The 4876-nt window shown below is 33.5% G+C and carries 6 protein-coding genes; 4 read left to right on the top strand and 2 right to left on the bottom strand.

Going from position 1 to position 4876, the window contains the following annotated elements; translation table 11 throughout:
• The 4 genes from VIL26_04790 to VIL26_04775 all read left to right on the top strand — a co-directional run.
• A partial coding sequence (locus tag VIL26_04790) for an FAD-dependent oxidoreductase (protein ID HEY8390249.1) occupies positions 1-711 on the top strand: 711 nt, incomplete at its 5' end.
• Between the two features lie 144 nt (positions 712-855).
• Positions 856-2088: a glycosyltransferase gene (locus tag VIL26_04785; protein ID HEY8390248.1), complete on the top strand. Its 1233-nt coding sequence runs from the start codon at positions 856-858 to the stop codon at positions 2086-2088.
• A gap of 12 nt (positions 2089-2100) precedes the next feature.
• A complete protein-coding gene (locus VIL26_04780) occupies positions 2101-2829 on the top strand; it encodes a lysophospholipid acyltransferase family protein (GenBank protein ID HEY8390247.1) in 729 nt (242 codons plus the stop codon).
• Positions 2830-2990: 161 nt separating this feature from the next.
• A complete protein-coding gene (locus VIL26_04775; protein ID HEY8390246.1) occupies positions 2991-3641 on the top strand; it encodes an HAD family hydrolase in 651 nt (216 codons plus the stop codon).
• On the opposite strand, the gene spoIIID is transcribed toward VIL26_04775, so the two are convergent.
• Both spoIIID and VIL26_04765 read right to left on the bottom strand, forming a co-directional pair.
• Entirely contained in the window at positions 3613-3885 is a 273-nt protein-coding gene (gene spoIIID, locus VIL26_04770; GenBank protein ID HEY8390245.1) for a sporulation transcriptional regulator SpoIIID, read from the bottom strand. The genes VIL26_04775 and spoIIID overlap by 29 nt on opposite strands.
• Before the next feature lie 165 nt (positions 3886-4050).
• The coding region (locus tag VIL26_04765; GenBank protein HEY8390244.1) for a hypothetical protein at positions 4051-4876 on the bottom strand (826 nt) is incomplete at its 5' end.

The raw sequence follows: 4876 nt of genomic DNA, 5'->3' as shown, positions 1-4876 counted from the left end.
AAGCAATACGGAGCAAGTGTTAATTTTGAAGAAGTTATAAAAATAGATTTAAAAAATGATATAAAAACTATAACCACGGATTCAAACACCTATCAAGCCAAAGCTGTAATTTTAGCAATGGGTACTAATAATAGAAAATTGGGATTGCCTGAAGAAGAAAATCTAGTAGGAAAAGGTATCAGTTATTGCGCGACTTGTGACGGAGCATTTTTCAAAGGACGCGAAGTTGCCATTGCCGGTGGAGCAAACAGCGCTGTTACAGAAGCCCTGTATCTTTCTAAGTTAGCATCAAAAGTGCATATTATTTATAGACGAGATAAATTTAGAGGAGAAAGCATTAGCATAAACAAGCTGCTTTCTACACCAAATATTATTTTGCATCTAAATAGTGAAATCACAAGACTAATATCTGATGATGTTTTAACTGGTGTGGAAATAAAAGACAAATTATCAAATCAGACTTCAGTTATTAATGTTAACGGATTGTTTGTAGCGATAGGTCAAATTCCTAATACCGACTTGATAAAAGATCAGGTATTAACTGACGAAAAAGGTTATATAATTACTGATGATAATATGGCTGTCAATATACAAGGTGTATATGCTGCGGGAGATATAAGAGCTAATACATTTAGACAGGTAGTAACGGCTTGCGGTGATGGAGCGCGTGCAGCTAATAGTGTCATAGATTTTATTCATAGTAAATTCTAATTATTTTTTTATAAAATACAGTTTTATCCATTTACATAGTTTAATTTTTTATTGTATTTATTTTTAATAATAGATATAATTAAATGGAATAGACTTATATTTTAGGTCTATAGTGTATTTATTATATTTATTAGGAGATTAGTTATGAGAATTGCAGTTGTCGCGGATACATACGACGATACGGGCAATGGCACTTCAGTCTCTGCCAGAAGATTTGTTAACGAACTAAGGAAAAGAGGACACTATGTTAAGGTATTGTCTTATAGCAATACTCCCGAACCTGACAAAATCATGTTTGATCAATACCATGTTCCTATCTTTCAACCTCTGGTAGATAAGAATAGAGCCAATCTTGCAAAGCCTGATGTTAAAAAATTTGAAGAAGCGTTTAAAGATGTGGATTTTGTCCATATATATCTTCCTTTGCCTTTTGGCTGGACAGCAGCTAAAGTTGCGCACAAAATGGGTATTCCAGTATTCACAGCATTCCATATGCACCCTGGCAATATCACTTATAATCTAAAGCTAAATCATTTTCCTTGTGTTGAAAGGTTTATTTTTAGATTGATTAAGAGAAAATTATATAGTTATTCGACTGATATTCATTGTCCTACTCAGTTTGTTTATGATACGTTAAGAGCACATGGCTTCAAACAAGAGCTTCATGTCATAAGCAATGGATATGACGATAAAAAATATTATCCTATGGAAGTTGAAAGACCAGAATCTTGGAAAGATAAATTCGTCATTATATCAGTAGGCAGATTATCAAGTGAAAAGAAGCAGGATGTATTAATGAAAGCTATAGCAAAAAGCAAGCACAAAGATGACATCTTGCTCGTTTTGGCAGGTATGGGACCTTTAAAGAAAAAATATCAAAAACTTGCCAAAAAGCTCAAAATAAATGTTGAATTTAATTTCTATTCTCAAGATGATTTGCCCAAAGCTCTTAATGCAGGTGACTTATATGTGCATTGCGCGCAAATAGAAGTTGAATCAATTTCTTGTATGGAAGCGTTCGCAACAGGACTTGTGCCTGTTATCGGCAATTCCAAAAAGAGTGCTACTCATTATTTTGCTTTGGATGACCGTTCCAAGTTTATAGACGGCGATTACAAGGATTTGTGCAATAAAATTGATTATTGGATTGAAAATCCCGAAGAGCTTAAGATTATGTCCCAAAAATATGCTGAACATGCCAAGAACTACACATTGGATAAATCTATAGACAAGATAATTGAAGTTTATCATCATTTCTTGCAGAAGCATAAGAATAAGAACCTAAAAATGCCTCAAAAACAGGCTGAAGAAATTAAAGTTGACCAAGTTAACCCGGTAGAAGACAAAGAGTACATAAGGGAAAACATTGTGTCATAAAGAAGGTCAGCCATGAAAAAAATTGATTATGAACATGACGATTTTATAAATACCCCTTGGTATTATAGATTGTTTTCGTTTTTGCTTTATTGGGTTCTTGCACCGATTTTGATGGTAATAAAGAAATTCTTTTTGAGAGTTAAGGTTAGAGGCAAAGCTAATTACAAGCAGTTAAAAAAGGGCGGAGCTGTTATTGTATGCAATCATATTCATCCTATGGATGCACCAATGATAGCCATGTCCATATTTCCTACTCGTATGAAAATTATGTCTTTGGAAGATAACTTTTATAAGCCGGTAGTAGGAACGATTATAAAAGGCTTGGGTGCATTGCCTGTGCCCAAAGACTTTAGATACATGAAGGATTTTCTTGATACTTTTAGCGGCCTTGCTAAAAGCGGCAAAAAAGTGCTTATCTATCCCGAAGGACATTTGATAAAACGCTCTCCAACGTTGCGTGAATTCAAAACAGGTGCTTTTAGGGTAGCAATATCTGCAGGTGTTCCAATAATACCGATGTGTTATACTTACCCTGGCGGAAAAGGTCTTACTCTCAATATCTTGCCACCTGTATATCCAAAGCCTGATGAAGATCCAAAAGAATTAACCGCTAAGGTTTATAATATCATAAATGAATTCTTCATCTCAGAAATGTCCAAGGGTGAAACACAACCTAAAGAAACAGATGAAGTCAATGTAGAACAAATAGAAGACGAAGTTTTTGCTAAAAAACATGCATAGAAAACAACAAACAGATAAACAACTAAAAAGCTCCAAGAAAATTGGAGCTTTTTTGATAAGACTAAAAAAAATTATGTTATATTATGAACAATATATTATAGCGGCACATAGTGATAATATACTATTTGCTAAAACAACTATAGATGGTATAATATAAATATATGGGAAACTACGAATTATTTCAGCAGATAAAAGCTTATTTTATTGACTTTGATAGAACTTTGGTTAATTCTGTCGGCATAGAAAAAAAGGCTTTGATTGCCACCTTAAAAGCACTAAATGTTTATCAACCTGGCATGGAAATAGAGCATCAAAACAGTTTTAAGGATATGATAAAAAATCTTAATGAAAAATATAACCTTAATCTTGATTTTGATACTGTTGATAAAGAGTTTGTTCGTCAGGCTTTGCCGCTATATGAAAAAGAATGTGAGTTAAAAAACGGTGCTTATGAGTTTTGGCTATGGGCAAGAGAAAATCATAAGCGCATATATATTATTACACTTAATGAATTAGAATTTGTTGAGGCAGTTTTAAAAAGATATGGATTGGCTGCAGACGGGATTTATACAAGACGGACTACCGGAATACATAAGCGTGACGGGGCTTTGTTTTTGTATGCATTTTCGGATACAGGCTATGAACCTTCCAACTGTGCAGTCATAGAAGATTATCCATATTATATAGTTACCATCAAGGATTCTGGCTGCAAAATAATCGGCATGTTTGACGGGCAGCCAGAAGATGAAGTCGATCTTTTGTATGATATATCAGATGTTTTTATCAAGGATTTTCGAGAGCTGATTGTTTAGCCTTTAAAAACTTTGATTTGGTGGCAAGCCCTCCGCGCAAGTGCCTTTCGGATAAATTAAAATCCAGGATTTTTCTTACCTCTTCAAAAAGGTCGGTATCAATATCCTGTAATCTTTCGGTTATATCTTTATGAACAGTGGATTTGCTGATATTGAAGACTTTGGCAGCTTCTCTAACGGTCTTTTTGGTCTTTACAAAATATTTTCCCAATTCGATTGCTCGCTGAATAATATACTCTCTCATATGCCCCCAACCAAAAACTAATAAGACTAAAAGTCTATTGTATATAAATTTATTTTTCAAAATCCGATATTATGCGTCAAAATTCCAAAGGATATTTTCATGTATAAAAATTACGGCATTTAATATGCCGTAAAAAGTTAATTAAAATAATTTTCTCAAGAAAACTTACAATCTATCTATGAGTCTGTTCCATTGTTCTTGAATTTTGGATTCAGGAACATCGTCAAAGGTCTGATAAGCTATTCTCTTTACCTTTTCAGCAGATAAGCCGTTATCAAGATAGTGAAATATAAAAAAGTCAGTTAAAATATCGTTTATATCGATTTGGTTATAAGACAAAATTTCAGCCCAACTTTGATCATATTTTCGTCTATTTTCTAAAAGAGCATAAAGAAAGGTTTTGTTAAAGTTTATCAAAAGATTGACACAGTCCTGAGACTTTATATTATGCATTAGATAATCGCCGCGGTCATAACAGCCTAATAAAATAGCTGAATTTTTTTGCGCCCAGTCCAAGATCGCGGCATTTTTAAGGTTGTCTGAAATATTTTCAATCGGTATTAGTTCTACGTGAAATCCCAAAGAATCAATAATATTATTGCCGGCGGTATTTTTTTCAAACATCAAAACTGCTATATCTTTTGGATTAATCAAATACTTTTTGCACATGTCAAATATTATTGATAGCAGCAGCCAAAAATGCTGTTTTTGTTCTAAGGCCAGGCGCTTTTTGGTGTTTTTCATAACAGTGTATAAATTATCTACCAGTCTGTTATAAATCCTGTTATAATCTTGTACATCAGTATATGGCAGTCTAAAATATTTTCTAAGGTTTTTTATCGGAGTGTTATCTTCAATAGGTATTTCCATAAAAGTATTGTCATAAAAAGCCTGTACTCCATGAAGCGTTCTTAAGCCGATTATTCTTTCTATATCAATATCAGCAAAAATATATGGTTTGTCGGTCATTTGTGCGAGCGTTTGCCCGCAT

Source organism: Clostridia bacterium (assembly GCA_036562685.1).
Lineage (GTDB): Bacteria > Bacillota > Clostridia > Christensenellales > DUVY01 > DUVY01.
Note: the sequence above shows the minus strand (reverse complement) of the source record. Positions and strands in the feature narration are given on the sequence as shown.